Consider the following 18019-nt stretch of genomic DNA (forward strand, 5'->3'; position numbering starts at 1 on the left):
TGAAAAGAAGATTTTCAAAGTATAAACTGATTACTTTATCTTTTAAAAGTTAGAGAGAGCTTTACTTTATAAGGTTAAAACTGCTGATTTTTATTACTATGGTAATTTAAGGTAGGATGTTTTTTGTTGTTTCTTATTTAAACCTTATACCTTTTTCTGTGTCAAAGATTTGAACCTAAATCTGCATACATTGAAAACAACACTACTATTATTTTTGCTACTTATTTCTTCTACATTATTCTCACAAAAATTTACGTTAGAAGGTGTGCTTAAAGATCAAGATTCTATTGTTTTAAATGGAGCAACAGTTTATGTGCAGAGTGCAAAAGATAGTGTTCCGATAGCTTATGGTATTACAAATAAGAATGGTGAATATTCTTTGCGAGTAAATGCTGGAGAGGATTCTAAAGTAATTTTTAATATAGCATCCTTAGGTTATGAACCTTATATAAAAATTGTTAATGTTCCACAGAACGGTACATTAAATATGGGGTATTTAGTTTTAAATAATGAAATAGAAGAATTAGATGTTATCACAATAATTGCTCGTGCTCCACCTGTTTTAATTAAAAAAGATACGGTAGAATACAATGCAGATAGTTTTAAAACCTTACCGAATGACAAAGCCGAAGATTTATTAAAAAAACTACCAGGAGTAGAAATAGATTTAGATGGTATTATTACCGTAAACGGAATAGAAGTAGAGGCGATAAATGTAGATGGAATGCGTTTTTTTGGTGAGCAAAAAGGAGATATCGCCTTAAAAAACCTGCCAAGTAACGTTATTAGTAAAGTACAGGTGACAGATTATAAAACGGATAATCAAAAATTTACAGGTGAAGAATCTGATTCAGGTACAAAGGAAATCAATTTTAAAATTAAAAAAGGGAAAAACAGAGCTACTTTTGGAGATGTTAAACTCGGTTATGGTACCGATGAAAAATATCAGGCAAATGCCAATGTTTTTAAATTAATTGATGGCAAACAATTAGGAATTATTGGTGGTACTAATAATATAAATTTATCTAAAGGTTTTAATTCTTTGCCAGATACAGATACTAGTAATGGCGATATTAAGTCTGATTTTGTTGGAGCAAATTATACAAAGGGGAAGTGGAATGAAACCAGTATAAATGGAAATTATAGATATAGTGCACAGAATAGAGACTACGATAAAATAAGTTATAAGGAAACTTTTTTACCCGACTTAAATTATATTACAGACTCTAAAAGTAATAGTTTTTCAGATTCGGACAGTCATACAGCCGGAGCAGATTTAAAATTTATTCTAAAACCAAAAAATAATTCTTCCAATAAGAAAGTCCGTTTATCTAATAAAACAGATTTTAAAAGTTCTAGTCAAGAATCTGGTGGAACAGTAAAAAGTAAGTCTTATTATGATAATGGCGATTTAGTAAGTGATTATACTTCTAATAGCGAGTCTAGCTCTTCTAGCAGTGAATTTAAAAATGAATTTTCGGTTACACCTGTTTTAAATAATAAAGCAGATTATTTAAATGTAAGTTTGGGGACAGATTTTAATAAATCAGATTCCGATAGTCAAAAATATTCTAAAAACGTTTTGGTTAATAAAGGTCAGACAATAATTCAAGATCAAATTAATACAACAGGTAGTAATAGTAGTGATATTAATTTTAATGCCTTTTGGAGTAAGGAATTATTTACAAATTTCAGGTTGATGCCAAGATACATGGCTACAGTTAATACTAAAAACAGCGAAAAATATATCTATGATTTCGATGAAAGATCAGAAGAATATAGTGATTTTAATGAGCTGCTTAGTTCAGAGAGTAAGTATGTTACCACAACATTAAGACCTGCCTTAAAATTAAGATATCAATATAAAGACTTTCGTTTTGAAGTAGAAGGAGCTTTTACAAATACTTATAGAGATTATAAAGATAAATTGGTAACAGAAAGAGATTTTAAGGCAGATTTTGAATATTTAACCTATTCGGGTAGAATTCGTTATAAAGATGAAAATGGGTATAAGAATATTACTTTGCAGTATAATCAGAATGTAGATTTACCATCCGTAGGGCAACTACAACCTTTGGAGGATGTAAGTAATATTACGCATATAGTTGTTGGGAATCCGCTTTTAAAACCAGCAATTAGTCATAATGCACGTTTTCAATATCAAAACAATTTGGCGTATAATAATATCAATATTTCTGGAAACCTTAAAGCGCAATTTGTTCAAGATAAAATAATCAATTCAACAATTACAGATGCAGATTTAAATAAATATACTACTTATGATAATATTGATGGTGATTACTCGTATAGTGGAAATGTAGCGGTTTCTAAATCTTACTTTAATAGAAAAACAAATATTAATTTAAATGCCCGTTTTAATGCGAGTTATAAGAACAGTTTGTCTATACAGAATGCTGTTGAATTTACTGCAAAAACAACTGTTTTAAAACCTTTATTTTCTGTTAGTTACGCATATGATAGTAAGATTGATGTAACTACAACCTATAGTTACTCTAAAAATAATAGCGTTTATGATACCGATGCGTTTAATGATATTAATTATTTTGTTCAGAATGTAGATGTAAACTCTAATGTGTTCTTTCTTAAAAATGCGTTTTTATCTAATAGAGTTTCGTATCGTTACAATAGTAGTGTAGGAGATGAATTTGATGGTGATGCCGTTTTTTGGAATGCAGGTTTAGGAGTAGAGCTTTGGGACAACCAAGCAACACTTTCTTTGGTGGCTTATGATATGCTTGGTAAGAATAATGGGTATAGAAGATCTGTTACAGAAACCTATATTCAAGATGTAGAAAATAAAATTCTAGAACAATATTTTATGCTCAACTTTGTGTATAAGTTTGGTAGTTTTGCTGGCCAGAAAATGAATGTTAAGGGAAAAAACAGAGGTGGTGGAGGATCTAGAGGAGGTTCTGGAAGGAATTAATGAAATGCTTTAAAGAGAACTTTGTTAAAAAAGTAAAAGGCTAATTTTGATGTTTTGTAAAAGATGTTGACTAATAGTTGGCTAAAAATAAACCTCAAAAAAATAAAAATTAATTTTTTGAGGTTTATGCTAAAGTATTATTTCCTATATTTTTTATCTTTTAAAGATACCAGATTTTACAACTCCATTATATTTTTTTGTATCAGTTTTACTTGTTTTCTTATTAGAAATAGGTTCTAAAATAAATATTTCTCCATCTTCAGTAATTGTTAGAGAGGTAGAAGTTAAATTACTAACTTCTACAATACCATCACTACCTAGGCCTTTATTCCAAGAATATTCAAGAAATGTTTGTGTGCTGTCTGTCCAATTCCATTCAGCTAAACCACCTTCTTCTAAAGGGTTATTATTGGTAACAAAATATGTACCAGCTCTAGAAAATAAAACAGTAAGCTCTTCATCTGTTCCAAGTACATTTTGTCCGTCAATACTTATTAATTGCCAAGTTCTACATAGTAACTCAGTATTTGTAGAGTTTGTTATTTCTTCTTCTCTGTCGGCTTCAATAAAAGTTTCCGTATTTGTATTGTTGTTTAATTTTAGTGTAAAATATATAGCGTTTTCATCCATATTATCTATGGTTAGTGTTCCAAAATCTGAAAGCTCTAAAGTATTATCATCAATAAAAATATAAGTTCCAAAAAAGATGGTTTTAGTTTCAGTAGTAGCGGTGTTTGTTTTTGCGTCAGCAGCATTTTTTGTTATAATATAATTACCGCTATCATTAAATTCGAATGATTTATATTCGGTAGAATTACTAACGGTCCATTTAGCATTAATAGTTGTGTTGACTGGTGTATCTATAGTGTCATTTTCATTACTACTACATCCGGTTATACATGTTATGGCAAAAATTACACATAAGATTTTACTTAACTTCTTCATTTTTTAAGTGTTTTAATTATTTTATTATTCTACAAAATTCAACGTTATTATCAACGCAAATAAAAAACCCTCACAAACACTGGGTTTATAAGGGTATTTTGTGGAGACGCCGAGAATCGAACTCGGGTCCAAACGAGCAGCCAAAAAGCTTTCTACATACTTAGTTCTTTCTTAGTTTTCGACTAAAAGCTGATTAAGAACAATCTGCTTTTAGCTTATCTTCTTTAGTTTCAAAAACCCGTCGAAGTACCAAGTTTTCTATATTTACTTTTACGATATCCAAAAGTGAAACGCCGTAAATCAGGGCTTTCCGTGGACATAAAGCTTGCACACCTAGTGTGCCGAGGCCAATCCTACTGTGATTCGGATTAAGCAGCTAAAGCGTAGTTATTCTCGCCGTTTAAAAAGTTGAAATTAGGTTTAACGAGTGTTATTTCATAACTCGGTATGCTTACAAATCCACTGTCCTCGCTGTCAAAACCAGTCGTCCCCGTTTTAATAGTTTGGGCGTTACCACACAAAAAAGTGTGGTCAGGCTTTCCGTTATATCTTTTTTAATTGAAAAAATTAAAAAAGGATGTCACTTTAATCCTTAACGCAGTTTGCAAAAGTATAAAAAATACTATTGCTTATCACCATAAATTCTAATATCTTCGAGCAAATATTATACCAATTCTGCTAAACCAGTTTTAGTAGGTCTAAAAACACTAATATTATGAAATTTGGCATTATCAAAGAACGCAAAAATCCACCAGATAGAAGAGTTGTTTTTTCTCCAGAAAAGCTGCAAGAATTCAAAGAAAAGTATCCAGAAGCTGCTATTAAAGTAGAGTCTTCAGATATTAGAGTATTCTCTGATGCAGCTTATAAAGCTACCGGATTAGAAGTTACTGAAAATGTGTCAGATTGCGATGTTTTGTTTGGCGTAAAAGAAGTGCCAATTGATGCTTTAATCAACAATAAAAAATATTTTTTCTTTAGTCATACTATCAAGAAACAACCTTATAACAGAAAACTGTTATTGGCAATTTTAGAAAAAAATATAGAATTGTACGATCATGAAACCATCGTAAAAGAAAATGGTCTGCGTTTAATTGGTTTTGGACGTTATGCAGGTATTGTTGGTGCTTATAATGGTTTTAGAGCAATTGGTTTAACAAACGAAACATACAATTTACCAAAAGCAGAAAGTTTAGACAGTCAGCAAGAATTGATTGCAGAATTAAATAAAATCAGTTTACCAAACATAAAAATCCTTTTAACTGGAAACGGAAAAGTTGCCTACGGAGCAAAAGAAATGTTAGATGCTATGAGCATTAAAGAAGTTTCTGTAGATGAATATTTAAATAATTCTTTTAGCGAGCCAGTATATTGTTTAGCAGATGTATTGGATTATAACAAACGCAAAGACGGACAAACACTAGATAATTTTGATTTTTACGATCATCCAGAAAAGTACGAATCAGATTTTATGCGATTTGCAAAAGTATCCGATTTCTTTATTGCAGGACATTTCTATGGTAACGGAGCACCGTATTTATTTACACGAGAAGATGCAAAATCAGCAGATTTTAATATAAAGTTTGTTGCAGATATTTCTTGTGATGTTGACGGGCCAGTGGCATCAACATTAAAAGCATCTACCATTGCAGATCCAATTTATGGATATAATCCACAAACAGAAGTTGAGGTAGATTATAAAAACAAAGACGCTATTGTGGTAATGGCTGTAGATAACTTGCCTTGTGAGTTGCCAAAAGATGCAAGTGAAGGGTTTGGAAAAATGTTTCTACAAAACGTAATTCCTGCTTTTTTTAACAATGATAAAGACGGAGTTTTACAACGTGCAAAAATGACAGAAAACGGAAAGTTGACAGAACGTTTTTCATATTTACAAGATTATATAGACGGAAAAGAATAATGTTACAAGACAGACAATTTCTAATAGATTTAGCGCACATGAAAATGCCTTTTGGTAAATACAAAGGCAAGTTTCTTATAGATTTACCTGAGCATTATATTGTATGGTATAAAAACAAGGGGTTTCCTGCAGGAAAATTAGGCAAACAAATGGAACTGGTTTATGAGCTTCAATTAAATGGTTTAGAAGATATAATTAGAAAAATTAGACGACAATTTTAGTTTTTTACCACAACGCCATAAGCAACATGTGCAATTCCTAAAATAGAAATAGAAGAGGCCCAATAGCTTGGTATTAAAAAACACATAACGGCCAAAAGCAAACTTAAACCAGATAATATTAATAGGTTTTTACGGTCTTTATTTTTAAATATGAATAATAAAAGTCCGTATAAAATAAGGAAAGTAGGAGTAAGGTAGGTTATAAAACCAAGATTTATTAAAATTACTAACGAGGTAAAAATAACTACAAATGCAAGTATATATTTTTTTAAAGCTACTTTGCTTTTATCATTCCAAAGTTGGTGTTGTAATTTTTTAGCATTTCTTTTTCCATTAAAAAATAAAGTCAAAGTAGAAAAAAGAAAAACGAGTAGAACAGCTGTAATAATTAATATTTCTGTAGTTTTAGAAGATAAATCTAAAGAAGTTTCTTCCGCTAGAGAACTTTTTACTATGGTTTCTATAAAAAAGCCTGCAATAAAAAAGTAAGCACCAATTAAAATACTTGTAAATCCTTTTAAAGAGAAATTAATTTGATAATTATCGTTCATGTAACTGTTATTTTTTAACTTTCGCGAATATACAACAATGAAACCTGCAGAAGAATACATTTTAAAGCAACCTGAACCCTTCAAATCTATTTTATTGGATTTACAAATAGTAATTGAAACTAATTTTCCTGAAGTAGATTTACAGTTTAAATGGAAAATGCCTTTTTATTATTTAGATGAAAAGCCATTTTGTTATTTAAATCCTTCAAAGAAAAAAGGATATGTAGATGTTGGTTTTTATACAAATTCTGAATTGCAAAAATTTAATGATTTTGTAATTTCTGATAACAGAAAAGTAGTAAAGTCTTTACGTTACAAATCTGTAAAAGAAGTTAATGCAGAGGTTTTAATATCTGTTTTGCAAGAAGCATATAATCAAACAACTAAAGGTTTTTTCGGGAAGTAATTAGATTGCTTTATATTTAATTTTATCAACCAAAAACTACTTTTAGAATTATTATAAAAGAAAAACCTCTTTAAAATTTTAGAAACTTTAAAGAGGTTAAATTATATAGAAATAGTTTTTTATAAACTATTTATGGTCTTTCTAATAGCAACTAAGTTGGTTAACAAACCTTCTAAATTGTCTAAATGTAACATGTTTGCGCCATCACTTTTAGCGTTTGCAGGATCAAAATGAGTTTCTATAAATAAACCATCTACGTTATTTACAATACCAGCTCTCGCAATCGTTTCAATCATATCTGGTCTTCCACCAGTAACACCAGCTTCTTGATTTGGTTGTTGTAAAGAATGCGTAACATCTAAAATTGTAGGAGCAAATTTTCTCATTTCCGGAATTCCTCTAAAATCTACAATCATGTCTTGGTAACCAAACATGGTACCTCTATCGGTAATCCACGCTTTTTCAGAACCGGCATCCTTTACTTTCTGTACTGCGTGTTTCATAGCACCCGGACTCATAAATTGTCCCTTTTTTAAATTGACAACCTTACCTGTTTGTGCAGCAGCGACTACTAAATCTGTTTGGCGCACTAAAAAAGCAGGAATCTGTAAGACATCTACATATTCTGCGGCTTTAATAGCATCTGAAACTTCATGAATATCTGTAACTGTTGGTACATTAAAAGTTTCTGAAACTTTACGTAAAATTTTCAATGCTTTTTCATCTCCAATTCCTGTAAAACTATCAATTCTACTTCTGTTTGCTTTTTTAAAACTTCCTTTAAAAATATAAGGAATTTCTAATTTGTCTGTAATTGTGATTACTTTTTCAGCAATTCTCATTGCCATGTCTTCACTTTCTATGGCACAAGGGCCAGCAAGTAAAAAAAAGTTATTTGAGTTTAAGTGTTTTATGTTTGGTATAAGAGATAAATCCATTTTATATATTTTCAGCAAAAATACGAAATAAAATTAGCTATATTTAACCTTTTAAAAATCAATTATAATGAAGAAAATGAACTTAGTTTATATCTTTTTATTTGCAATTATTTTTTCTTGTAAAGAAAGCTCTAAAGTTATTAAAAGTAAAAAAAAGACAGCAACAATAGATTCTATTACCGTAAAAAAACACCTTTATACATTGGCTTCTGATGATATGGAAGGTAGAAAACCTGGAACACCAGGAATTGAAAAAGCGGCTAAATATATAGAGAACGAATTTAAAAGAATAGGCTTAACTACGTACGATACGTTAAAAGACTACAGACAAACGTTTACATTTACAGACAGAAGGTCTAAAAAAGAAATTACAACAAGTAATATTATTGGTGTTTTAGAGGGGAAGTCTAAGAAAAATGAAATTGTAGTTATTTCTGCTCATTATGATCATTTAGGAATCAGTAAAAAAGAAGGACAATTAGATAGTATTTATAACGGTGCAAATGATGATGCATCTGGAGTTACAGGTATTTTAGCTTTGGCAGAATATTTTAAAACAAAAGGAACTAATGAGAGAACTATTCTTTTTGTTGCTTTTACAGGAGAAGAAATGGGGTTAATAGGTTCTACACATTTTGGAAAAGGAATTGATGCCAATAAATTTGTGGCTGGTATTAATTTAGAAATGATTGGTAAAGTACCAAGTTTTGGACCAAATACAGCTTGGTTAACAGGTTTTGAAAGATCTGATTTTGGTAAAATTATTCAGAAAAATTTAATAAATTCTGGGTATCAATTATTTCCAGATCCGTATAAGAAGTTTAATTTATTTTTTAGATCAGACAATGCTTCATTGGCAAGATTAGGCGTTCCTTCGCATACGTTTTCTACAACACCTATTGATGTAGATAAAGATTACCATCAAGCTTCTGATGAAGCAGAAACTTTAAATATGACGGTAATTACAGAAACAATTAAGGCGGTTGCTAAAGGTACAGAGAGTATTATTAGTGGAAAAGATACACCAACAAGAGTTGTAATTAAAGAAAATAAATAATATTTCTGATGAAAAAAGTCCAATACTTCATATTACTTTTATTGATGAGTTGCTCAACATCTAAAGTAATTACAGATTATGATGAGAGTACCAACTTTAAGGAATATAAAACCTATGCTTTTTTTGATGACATTGGTGCAGGTTTAAATGAATTTGATGTAGATAGGGCAGCAGATGCGCTATTTGAAGAATTGGGAGAATTAGGATTCAATGAGGTAGAAAAACCAGATTTTTATATCAATTTTAAGTCAAAAACATCAGCGCCTAAAGTTACTAATACTATTGCCATTGGTTTAGGAAGTGGAGGTAGAAATGGTGGAATTGGAGTTTCTGGCGGAATACCAATTGGCGGAAAAAAACTCGATGAAGAAATAATAGTAGAATTTGTAGATGCTAAAACCAACGAACTTTTTTGGGAAGGAGTTTTAACATCAACCATAAAAGAGAAAAGAACTCCAGAAAAAAGAATACTTTATTTTAAAGAAGTTTTCCATAAAATATTACAAAGTTATCCGCTTAAATAAAAATAATAATGGCTTATAGTGAATATTTAGCAGATAGAGTTTCTCAGTTTTTAAACGAGAAAAGTGTTTCCTTTATCACTAAAAAAATGATGGGAGGTTTATTATTTATGGTAGATGATAAAATGTATGTTGCTGTAATAAAAGAAGAAATTATGGCACGTATTAACCCAGCTATCTATGAAGAATCTTTAGAAAAGGATGGTTGTAATAAAATGAACTTTACAGGTAAACCCATGAAAGGTTTTGTATTTCTCTCTGAAGAAGCGGTAGATTTAGAAGAAGATCTAAACTATTGGTTGCAATTGGCTTTAGATTTTAATCCGCTAGCAAAAGCGAGTAAAAAAAGAAAATCCTCTAAAAATTAATTTAGAGGATTTTTTTATATAATCTTTTATTATCTAGAATTGGTATCTGATACCGAATGCTATGTCATTATCAAAATCATTATATGTATTTCCAAAACCAAATTCTGGTCTTAAATCTAAAGAAAGTAATATCGGTGCGTCTGTAAAATTATACTCAATTCCAATATCACCAGCTGCAAAAGCAAATGTTTCAGAAAAATCATCGTTGTTGTTTTTTCCACTATAGTTTCCTAAACCACCACCAACACCTGCGTACCAGTTAAAACCACCTTCAATATTCCAGACCCATTGGTAAATACCTGCAGCCTTAAAACCGTCGTAGTTTGTGTTGTTTCTTATACCTAAATCAATTTCTAATCTATTGTTATCTCCTAAAGCTCTTTGGTAAGAGATTTCTCCTCCAAAACCATCATTATCTCCTAAACGCAAACCGATTGCGTTTTCAGAAATACTTTGTGCATTTACAGAAAATGCTCCTGCTATTAATAGACCGATAATTAAAAGTGTTTTTTTCATAATTAAGTGTGTTTTTTATTATAGTTCAAATTTAGATGTATTACTGCGTATAAATGGTCTTTATCCATTGAATTATTGATTCAAAAGGTTTTTTTGATAGAAATTTTAGCACACAAAAAAAGGATCTATTGGTTACAATAGAAGGTTTAAAAAGTAGAATAATTTTAAAATCTATAGCATAAACCAAACCACTAGAGTAATTTAAAAATAAATTTGTAATTTGTAATTTCTAATTTGGAGCATTAGCTTTTAATCCGCTAGACAAAGTGGGTAAAAAATAAAATCCTCTAAAAATTAATTTAGAGGATCTTTTATTATGTTAAGTGTTCTATTTAGAATTGATATCTAACAGCTAAAGATATATCTGAATTTACACCACTTAAATTACCAGAAATACCAACTTCTGGTCTGTAATCTAAAGAAAGTAAAATAGGTGCATTAAAATCATATTCAATACCTACAACACCTGCTCCAAAGATACTTGCTCCGCTTGCAGAAACAAGACCACCACCAACACCTGCATACCAATTAAATCTATCTTCTAAATTCCAAACCCATTGGTATAAACCTGTTGCTTTAAAATCAGAAAACTCGTTTGCTAAACCTAAATCTACTTCTAAACGGTTGTTATCTCCTAATCCTCTTTGATAAGAGATTTCTCCTCCAACTCCATTTCCTCCACTAAATCTTAGACCTATTGCATTTTCAGAAATACTTTGTGCATTTACAGAAAAAGCTCCTGCTACTAATAGACCGATAATTAAAAGTGTTTTTTTCATAATTAATTGTGTTTTTTATTAAAGGACAAAGTTATATTTATTATTTAATCTAAATGAACTTTGTCATCAAAATGTTAATGCAAAAATAATGGCATAAAAAAACCTTCTAGTTTTTAAGTAGAAGGGGCTTTTAAAAGGTTGATTTTTTTAAAATTGATACCTTACAGCGATACCTATATTGGAAATAAAACCAAAAGAACCAGAGAAACCAAGTTCTGGCCTATAATCTAAGGAAGCTACTATTGGAGCGTCAAAGTTATACTCAAGTCCTACAACTCCGGCTCCATAAACACCAAAATTACTGGCAGAAACAACTCCACCACCAACTCCGGCATACCAGTTAAATTGTTTTTCGATGCTCCATAGCCATTGGTATGTACCTGTTAATTTAAAGTCGTTAATTTCGCTGGCTATTCCTAAATCAACTTCTAAACGGTTGTTATTGTCTAAATGTTTTTGGTAGGAGATTTCTCCTCCGGTTCCATTTCCGCCGGCTATACGTACACCAATTGCATGGTCTGATATATTTTGGGCTTTTACTGTTAAGTTTACTACAAATATTAAACTGAGGGCTAATAATATTTTCTGCATTTTATGTCAAATTGGGGGTTGCCCCAAATTACAACCTTTCAACTCTTGTTTCAAAATATAAGAGGTATTATTTTGCTAGGTAATATGCTTAAATTTATAAGACTTTAATTCTTATGCCTTTAGAGTGACTGCTAAATTCTGGAGCATACATGCTTTGAATGGTAGTAATTCCGTTACTGAAATTTCCAGCATTATTTACACGAACATCATATTCAAAAACATAGATTCCTTTTGGTAATCGATCAAAAAAGAAGTTTGTTGCAGCATCTTTAGTGCTTTCGTAGTAACCTAAATTGTCTTGCCATTTATAGCTAGATAAAACATTTATTGGCTCTACCCCAGAAGCTCTCATGTCTTTCATATGGATAAACTCCATATCTCTGTCACTTCTTAACTCAATTCTAACTGTAATTAAATCGCCAACCTTTAACTGTGTGTTTTTTGTTATTTCTTGTAACTCTTTTCCTGTGTCTGAATTTACTTTTAAGAATAATTTCTTATCCAATTTTAAAGGTGTTTCTGCGGAAGTAATTTTGTCTAAATCTTCAAAATATTGCCAATACAAACCTCCCCATGCAATTCCTTCTCCTTTCTTGTTGATGGTCACTTCTGCCATTTTTGATGTAATTTCATTTCCATCCCAAGAAGTTTTAAAATAACCAGTTCCAGCTTCTACTTTTACTTCTTCCAACTTTGTTGGATTAATTTCTTTGTCACCAACTTTTATATCTACCATTTCGGTTACACTTCGACTTCGCTCAGTACTGGCTTCAATCCAACTAGTTCCATTTAACAATAATGCATACACGGCTTCGGAGGTTGCTTTGGTGGTTTTCCAACTATTTGTTTGCTTGTTTTTTAGCAACCAAATTTTTAGGTTATCAATGGTTTCTGTATTGTTCTCTATTTCAGAAAACGTTTCAATCATTAAAGCTTGCGTTTCTATTGGAGCTTGATAATAATAGTAACCCGCAGCATTTTCTTTCCAATACATTCCTAATTCATCGGAGGTAATTGAATTTTCTTTTAACGATTTTAAAATCTGATTTGTGCTTGTTTTTTCATTACTTCTAAAAAGTGATAAAGCAATTTGTCCTTTTGCGTACAAATTGTAAGAATTCCAATACGTAGTCGTTTGTTCTCTATAATAATCAACCGCTTTTTGCAGTTTATTATCTATAGAAATCGTTGTGTAAAAACTACGCATATACAAATACTGAATGGTAAAATAATTCAGATTGTTTTTAGCTAAATAATCATTGTATGCTTTTTCCCCTTTCTTTACTGTTTTTGCTTTTTGCTTGATTTGTTCTGCACGCTCTAACAATTCTTTATATTGATTTGTTAATTCATCATCTAAAAATTGTACAGCTTTCTCCATCATATTTTTGGTAGCACTATCAAAATTAGTAACGCCCAATTTTTGAAGATGTCCAAAACCAGTTGCAATGTGTTGTGTAATAAATCTATTTTCATAGCTGCTACCTTTAAACCAAGGAAAACCACCAGAATTCATCTGTATATCTTTTAATTTATTAATAGATCTCTCTTGTTCGTTTTTCATCTTATTCAAGTCGAATAATAAAGCAATTCTCTTTTTTTGTTCGGTTTCAGTTTGCGCATCTCTTAGCCAAGGAGTTTCTTGAATTATTAATGATTTTAATTCCTCATTTTTTTCTAAGTTAGATAAAAGCGCATCCGAAGATTTCCAAGCATTAAATACTTCTTGAATTCTCGGATTCGAATTTGCTACAAAACTGGCCAAAGTATTTGCATAATATCTAGAGAAAACTTGCTCTGCACATTCATACGGATATTCCATTAAATATGGCAAAGATTGAATTGCATACCAAACAGGGTTTGATGTCATCTCTAAAGTCAACTTATGGTTTTTTAAAGTTGATGACGAGCCTACATTGAGCGTAGACGAAGTGTTCTTTAACTTATCTAGGGTAAAAGTTTTTGTTTCGTTAGATTTTACCCACATTGGTAATGTTTCTGTAACCAACATTCTGTTGGATAGAACAGGTAAAACATTTTGTTCACCATCAGAGAAATCACCTGCTTTTGCTACAATTTTATATTGAACAGCTTGCACAGTTTCCGGAATTGATAAGCTCCAAGAAACATTGGTGTTTCCGTCTTTATCTACGGTAAAGTTTTTGTTAGCATTGAGGTTTTCTAATGCTGTATTAATTTCTTCTCCTGTAATAGCATCTGTTAAAATTAGTTTAGCAAAACCACTTAACTGGTTATTTGTTAAGTTGGTTACTTTTGCCGAAAGTGTAATTTCATCTCCTTCTCGTAAAAACCTTGGTGCATTGGGTACAATCATTAACTCTTTTTGAGTAACTGTTTCCAACGTTTTGGTTGCAGATTTTAACGATTTTGTATGTGCTAATAATTGCAGTTTCCACTTGGTCAATGCTTCTGGCATTGTAAAAGAGAAACTTACTTGTCCGTTTTTATCGGTTCTTAATTGAGGTAAAAAGAAAGCAGTTTCATTAAAGTTTTTTCTAATTTGTATTCCTTCTAAGTCTATTTTTTCTTCTTCCTCTTTAACAAAAGAAACATCATCAACCATTTCACTTTCATCCGTTTCTGTAGATTCAATAATAGTTTCCGATACTTCTGCTTCATCTTCTACAACCACAATCATTTCTGGGCTTGGTGCACTCATTTTTGATATTTTACGTCTTAAATGAAGATTTCTATTCGTTCCAAAACGAAATCCAAACCAATTGTAAGTGTCGTAAGAAATTGCAATTAAACCAGATTGATTTCTTTGATTATTAACGATGTTAAAATAGGTATAGCCAAAACTTTTATTAGCACTACTGTGTGAATAAGAAAAATATTTTGGTTTAGAAGCTATCGGATTAAAATTCCATTGATGAGATTTAAATTCATCTAAAGAGGCATCATACATAGACGCTAAAACTTCTGCAGCAAGTTTGTCGTTTTTATCATTTTTAATAGTAAAGCTCCAAGTTTCATCTTGTCCTGGTAATAATTTATCTCTAAATATATTGGTTTCAATCTCTATGCTTTCTCTTTCTTCAGTTACATTAATTAATAAGTTTCCACTTTTAAAATAATTATAATTTACAAAGTGATATTTTACAACAAAACCACCAATGTCTTCTTTGTTAACTGGTATTTTTATTGTTTTGGTATCGTTATTCAATTTAATTAAACGTGTTTCTATAATTGTATGATTTTTTTCAACCTGTACAATTACGGTAATATCTTTAGATGCAGAACCTATTTGTATTTCAACCACATCATCAACCTGATAAGCAGTTTTGTCTGCATGAATTACAAACAAGTTATTGTCTGCAACTTGTTTTTCTTTAGTAGCAAAAAATGTAACTATTTTTTCATCTTTTACATTCTGATTGAATTTATCTTTACTTTCTAAAACTATTTTATATTTACCAGAAAGCCAATTTTTGGTGTTTTTTAAAAGGAGTTCTTTACTCGTATCTGTATTAAACTCTTCATTAAAAACAAGTGTTCCTTTTTCCCAATTTGTAGCATCCATTTCATTGTCTGAATAGGCATCATTAGGAAATAGTTTTCTAAACTCGTTTTCAGAAATATCTTGATATTCTGGCGCTGCCCAAGGTCTGTCTCTTAACGGATTTTTGGGCGCTTCTAATTTATATATTTTGATATTTCCTTTTGCAGGAACAAACTCGCCATTTAAGTTTTTTGTATCAATATTTAAAGTAGTGTTATTACTATTTTTATCGATGTTGTTTTCTGATAAAATAGTTGCAACTAAAGCATGATATCCAACATTTACAATGCTAGTTGCACTGCGAGTTTCTCCGTTGATGTCTGTAACGTCTGCAGTGATTTCATAATTAAAAATAGGCAAACTTTCTTTATCGACACTTTCATCAGGAATGGCATTAAAGACTATTTTAAATGCGCCATTTTCATCAGTAATACTTTCTCCGTGTAAAATTTCTTGCGAACTAGAAACCGGATTTGGTCTTCTCCAATAATACCAACTAGGGAATTGCACTTTTCGGTGTACACGATACACTACTTGGGCATCGGTAATATTTGCGCCAGAAAAAGCTTTTGCAAATCCGTTTACGGTAATTGCGTCGTTAATTTTATAACTTTCAGTAATGGGTTTAAATTCCGTTTTAAATTTTGGTCTTTTATATTCTTCAACAGAAATATAAGAACGATTAGAATATAAACGAATCGAATTTTTACTTTTTGCACTTTGTTTTATTTCAATAGCATATTGACCAGTTAAACCATTGTTTGGTAAGATAAATTCGCCAGCAACAGAACCAAATTCATTCAGTTTTAACTCTAACGTACTTACTGTTTGATTGTTTACATCCTTTAAATTAATTTCTATAAAGTCATCCGTAAAAACAGTCGATTGTTCTCCTTGCTTTTTGATAACGATCGATTTAAAATAAACCGTTTGTCCTGGTCTATAAATACTTCTATCCGTAAAAATAAAAGACTGTAAACTTTCATTTACTTCATTTTGTTGTCTTCTATTGGTTTTATATAAATAATGATTTCCAAAAGTAGCAACATCATCTTTTGTTTTTACTTTAATAATTACATCAGCATAATAATCGTCACTTTTAAAAGAAGCAAATCCGCTTTTATCTGTCGTTAATGTTTTATTGATACTCTCACCTCTTCTAGGTTTATTGTTAGATAGAGATACTTCTGCATTTTTTACAGGTTTACCAGTATTTCTATCTACAATTTGATAATTGTATTTGTCATCAAAATTATTTTCAATTAAAGTTAAATTGGTTGCTTGAATTGTGGCTGTTCCAAAAATGGACTTTTCAACAATAATTTCATCTTCCGAAGAAACAATTAAATAATTTCCGTTGTCAAATTTTGGAAGTATTACCTCTGTACTGTGCTGTAAATAATCGTACTCATTTCTTAGTTTATTGTTCCAATTTTTGTGCTTCTCTAAAGTGTTTATAAATTTTATTTTATCAGCGTTATTATACGTTTTATTGAACTTTTCTAGTTCTGTACTTGTTATTTTATACGCTGTAAAATAGATGTTGTCAATATTTTTATAATTGATTAATGCTCTAGAATTGGTGTTAATTGGCACAAATTGTTCAGCAGTAATAGAAAGCGATTTTTCTAAAATTTGACTTTTAAGAACCGCACATTTTTGTGCTCCCATGCTATTTGGAAACTCATTAATTACCTCATTACAAATAGAAAAAGCAAGTGTATTATTGGCTTGTTCTTTATGGTGTTTCGCAGTTTCAAAAGCGTATAAACCACTTACTTTATTGGTGTTAAAATGTTTTTGAGTATCTTTTAACGTATTTAAATAAGTTTCTTGTTTATTCGTAAAAGTTGCATGTTCTTTAATAAAGTTTAAACGATGAATATCAACATCAACTAAAGCATTTAAATTATTTTCTTTTGCATGAAACTGAATTAAATTTTGATAAATTTTTAGCGCATTAAACTGTAATGATAAGTGATCTTCAGTTTCAATTTTTAAGTCTGAAAAGATTTTGTAATCAGACAAGAAATCTGAATTATCTAACACAAATTTATAAGAAGGTCTGGTAATGCTAGTTTCTGATGATTTATAGAAATTTAAAGCATTATTTGCTAAAAAATCATATAAAGTTGGTCTGTATGTTTTAGACTCTTTGGAGATTTGTAAAATATCTGAATAGTCATAAATGTCCGTTTTCTGTAATACTTCTTTATTTTCTAAAGAAGCCTCAAAGTGACAATGAATTTCTTTGAAGAGCGTTTCTAAATCCCAAGTTCTAAAATCACCTTTTTTTAACTCAGAGCTTGTCGAAGAGGCTGTTTTTGTACGGTTGTAAAACTTGTATCTATTTTCATTAAAATATTGCCAATATAAATTCCCTAGTATGTTTTCTAACACGTTTCTTGTAGGAAATTCACTTTTAGCAATGTGTTTTTTAAAATTATCAATGATGCTTAATTGTGCATCTTCTTCTAATGTTAAGGAATATTTACTCTTATAAAAAAGTGTTTTTATCAATTGGGCAGCATTGTTTTGTTTATCCGCTTTAGCGTAAATATCTTTTACAATTTTTAAAGCAGATTTAGGTAAATTGTCTTTTTCAAACCTATCTACTTGTAACCAAAGGTCTTTAAAAGCGTCTTGAGCATTAGAAAAAGAAGAGAAAGCTATAATCATTATTAGTGTTGTTGTCAGTTTTTTCATAATCAATTTATTTTATGCTTTTAAAGCAC

At 30.4% G+C, this 18019-nt stretch carries 14 protein-coding genes and 1 other RNA gene; 7 read left to right on the forward strand and 8 right to left on the reverse strand.

Going from position 1 to position 18019, the window contains the following annotated elements:
- Positions 1-190 precede the first annotated feature (190 nt).
- Positions 191-2947: an outer membrane beta-barrel protein gene (locus tag WHD08_RS16265; protein WP_165732558.1), complete on the forward strand. Its 2757-nt coding sequence runs from the start codon at positions 191-193 to the stop codon at positions 2945-2947.
- 153 nt (positions 2948-3100) lie between these two features.
- On the opposite strand, the gene WHD08_RS16270 is transcribed toward WHD08_RS16265, so the two are convergent.
- Both WHD08_RS16270 and ssrA read right to left on the reverse strand, forming a co-directional pair.
- Entirely contained in the window at positions 3101-3892 is a 792-nt protein-coding gene (locus WHD08_RS16270; RefSeq protein WP_165732559.1) for a hypothetical protein, read from the reverse strand.
- Positions 3893-3990: 98 nt separating this feature from the next.
- Positions 3991-4384: a transfer-messenger RNA gene (gene ssrA / locus WHD08_RS16275) on the reverse strand.
- Between the two features lie 223 nt (positions 4385-4607).
- On the opposite strand from ssrA, the gene WHD08_RS16280 reads away from it, so the two are divergent.
- On the forward strand, positions 4608-5813 hold the full coding sequence (locus WHD08_RS16280; protein ID WP_208890045.1) for an NAD(P)-dependent oxidoreductase: 1206 nt from the start codon (positions 4608-4610) through the stop codon (positions 5811-5813).
- Entirely contained in the window at positions 5813-6034 is a 222-nt protein-coding gene (locus tag WHD08_RS16285) for a DUF3820 family protein (RefSeq protein ID WP_165732561.1), read from the forward strand. The genes WHD08_RS16280 and WHD08_RS16285 overlap by 1 nt, the downstream gene beginning before the upstream one ends.
- Here WHD08_RS16285 and WHD08_RS16290 read toward each other — a convergent pair.
- Entirely contained in the window at positions 6031-6585 is a 555-nt protein-coding gene (locus tag WHD08_RS16290; protein WP_208890044.1) for a hypothetical protein, read from the reverse strand. The two genes, WHD08_RS16285 and WHD08_RS16290, sit on opposite strands and share 4 nt — an antisense overlap.
- 37 nt (positions 6586-6622) lie before the next feature.
- Here WHD08_RS16290 and WHD08_RS16295 point away from each other — a divergent pair, with 37 nt between their 5' ends.
- A complete protein-coding gene (locus WHD08_RS16295) occupies positions 6623-6991 on the forward strand; it encodes a DUF1801 domain-containing protein (protein WP_208890043.1) in 369 nt (122 codons plus the stop codon).
- 119 nt (positions 6992-7110) lie between these two features.
- Here WHD08_RS16295 and kdsA read toward each other — a convergent pair whose 3' ends face one another.
- A complete protein-coding gene (gene kdsA / locus WHD08_RS16300) occupies positions 7111-7929 on the reverse strand; it encodes a 3-deoxy-8-phosphooctulonate synthase (RefSeq protein ID WP_208890042.1) in 819 nt (272 codons plus the stop codon).
- Positions 7930-7996: 67 nt separating this feature from the next.
- Between kdsA and WHD08_RS16305 the strand changes: the two genes are divergently transcribed.
- The 3 genes from WHD08_RS16305 to WHD08_RS16315 are packed head-to-tail and all read left to right on the forward strand — an operon-like array spanning position 7997 to position 9875.
- Entirely contained in the window at positions 7997-8986 is a 990-nt protein-coding gene (locus tag WHD08_RS16305) for a M28 family peptidase (RefSeq protein ID WP_208890041.1), read from the forward strand.
- 8 nt (positions 8987-8994) lie between these two features.
- Positions 8995-9510: a DUF4136 domain-containing protein gene (locus WHD08_RS16310; protein ID WP_208890040.1), complete on the forward strand. Its 516-nt coding sequence runs from the start codon at positions 8995-8997 to the stop codon at positions 9508-9510.
- 8 nt (positions 9511-9518) lie between these two features.
- Positions 9519-9875, forward strand: a complete 357-nt coding sequence (locus WHD08_RS16315) for a TfoX/Sxy family protein (protein ID WP_208890039.1) — start codon at positions 9519-9521, stop codon at positions 9873-9875.
- A 33-nt stretch (positions 9876-9908) separates the two neighbouring features.
- On the opposite strand, the gene WHD08_RS16320 is transcribed toward WHD08_RS16315, so the two are convergent.
- From WHD08_RS16320 to WHD08_RS16335, 4 genes are all read right to left on the reverse strand, one after another.
- Entirely contained in the window at positions 9909-10391 is a 483-nt protein-coding gene (locus WHD08_RS16320) for a hypothetical protein (protein WP_208890038.1), read from the reverse strand.
- Positions 10392-10723: 332 nt separating this feature from the next.
- On the reverse strand, positions 10724-11170 hold the full coding sequence (locus WHD08_RS16325) for a hypothetical protein (RefSeq protein WP_208890037.1): 447 nt from the start codon (positions 11168-11170) through the stop codon (positions 10724-10726).
- 147 nt (positions 11171-11317) lie between these two features.
- The gene (locus WHD08_RS16330; RefSeq protein ID WP_208890036.1) at positions 11318-11761 is read right to left on the reverse strand and encodes a hypothetical protein; all 444 of its coding nucleotides are present in this window, start codon (positions 11759-11761) and stop codon (positions 11318-11320) included.
- Between the two features lie 94 nt (positions 11762-11855).
- Complete coding sequence (locus tag WHD08_RS16335; RefSeq protein ID WP_208890035.1) at positions 11856-17990, reverse strand: alpha-2-macroglobulin family protein; 6135 nt, start codon at positions 17988-17990, stop codon at positions 11856-11858.
- Between the last annotated feature and the right edge of the window lie 29 nt (positions 17991-18019).

The organism is Polaribacter sejongensis (genome assembly GCF_038024065.1).
Lineage (GTDB): Bacteria > Bacteroidota > Bacteroidia > Flavobacteriales > Flavobacteriaceae > Polaribacter > Polaribacter sejongensis.

What these genes read in the sequence shown, in the direction of transcription:
- WHD08_RS16270 (WP_165732559.1), bottom strand. Translation starts at nt 3,892, where the DNA reads ATGAAGAAGTTAAGTAAAATCTTATGTGTAATTTTTGCCATAACATGT.
- WHD08_RS16280 (WP_208890045.1), top strand. Translation starts at nt 4,608, where the DNA reads ATGAAATTTGGCATTATCAAAGAACGCAAAAATCCACCAGATAGAAGA.
- WHD08_RS16285 (WP_165732561.1), top strand. Translation starts at nt 5,813, where the DNA reads ATGTTACAAGACAGACAATTTCTAATAGATTTAGCGCACATGAAAATG.
- WHD08_RS16290 (WP_208890044.1), bottom strand. Translation starts at nt 6,585, where the DNA reads ATGAACGATAATTATCAAATTAATTTCTCTTTAAAAGGATTTACAAGT.
- WHD08_RS16295 (WP_208890043.1), top strand. Translation starts at nt 6,623, where the DNA reads ATGAAACCTGCAGAAGAATACATTTTAAAGCAACCTGAACCCTTCAAA.
- kdsA (WP_208890042.1), bottom strand. Translation starts at nt 7,929, where the DNA reads ATGGATTTATCTCTTATACCAAACATAAAACACTTAAACTCAAATAAC.
- WHD08_RS16305 (WP_208890041.1), top strand. Translation starts at nt 7,997, where the DNA reads ATGAAGAAAATGAACTTAGTTTATATCTTTTTATTTGCAATTATTTTT.
- WHD08_RS16310 (WP_208890040.1), top strand. Translation starts at nt 8,995, where the DNA reads ATGAAAAAAGTCCAATACTTCATATTACTTTTATTGATGAGTTGCTCA.
- WHD08_RS16315 (WP_208890039.1), top strand. Translation starts at nt 9,519, where the DNA reads ATGGCTTATAGTGAATATTTAGCAGATAGAGTTTCTCAGTTTTTAAAC.
- WHD08_RS16320 (WP_208890038.1), bottom strand. Translation starts at nt 10,391, where the DNA reads ATGAAAAAAACACTTTTAATTATCGGTCTATTAATAGCAGGAGCATTT.
- WHD08_RS16325 (WP_208890037.1), bottom strand. Translation starts at nt 11,170, where the DNA reads ATGAAAAAAACACTTTTAATTATCGGTCTATTAGTAGCAGGAGCTTTT.
- WHD08_RS16330 (WP_208890036.1), bottom strand. Translation starts at nt 11,761, where the DNA reads ATGCAGAAAATATTATTAGCCCTCAGTTTAATATTTGTAGTAAACTTA.
- WHD08_RS16335 (WP_208890035.1), bottom strand. Translation starts at nt 17,990, where the DNA reads ATGAAAAAACTGACAACAACACTAATAATGATTATAGCTTTCTCTTCT.